Genomic DNA, 236 nt, shown 5'->3' on the forward strand with positions numbered 1-236 from the left:
GGCCAATGCTCAGTGGCTCGGCCAACCCGTGTTCAATGCGTTCCACCAACTGGCGGCGTTGATAAGCGGCCAGCCCACCCTTGAGTTGCAGCCCGCTGCGCATCCCCACCTGAGTCAGTACCGCATGATCGAGCAGGGCGCTGGCCAAACTGCTGGTGAGCAATCGCTCGCCCGGTTCATTCCAGTTCAAGGTCAGCAGTTGATGAAATCGCTGAGTCTGGCGCGCATCATCCAAA

General features: G+C 59.7%; 1 pseudogene. It reads right to left on the reverse strand.

Features of this window, described 5'->3' with window-relative positions:
- Positions 1-236: pseudogene (locus GHO03_RS25015) on the reverse strand (AraC family transcriptional regulator); the annotation flags it as partial.

The organism is Pseudomonas sp. FSL R10-1339 (assembly GCF_009600545.1).
Classification (GTDB): Bacteria; Pseudomonadota; Gammaproteobacteria; order Pseudomonadales; family Pseudomonadaceae; genus Aquipseudomonas; species Aquipseudomonas bubulae.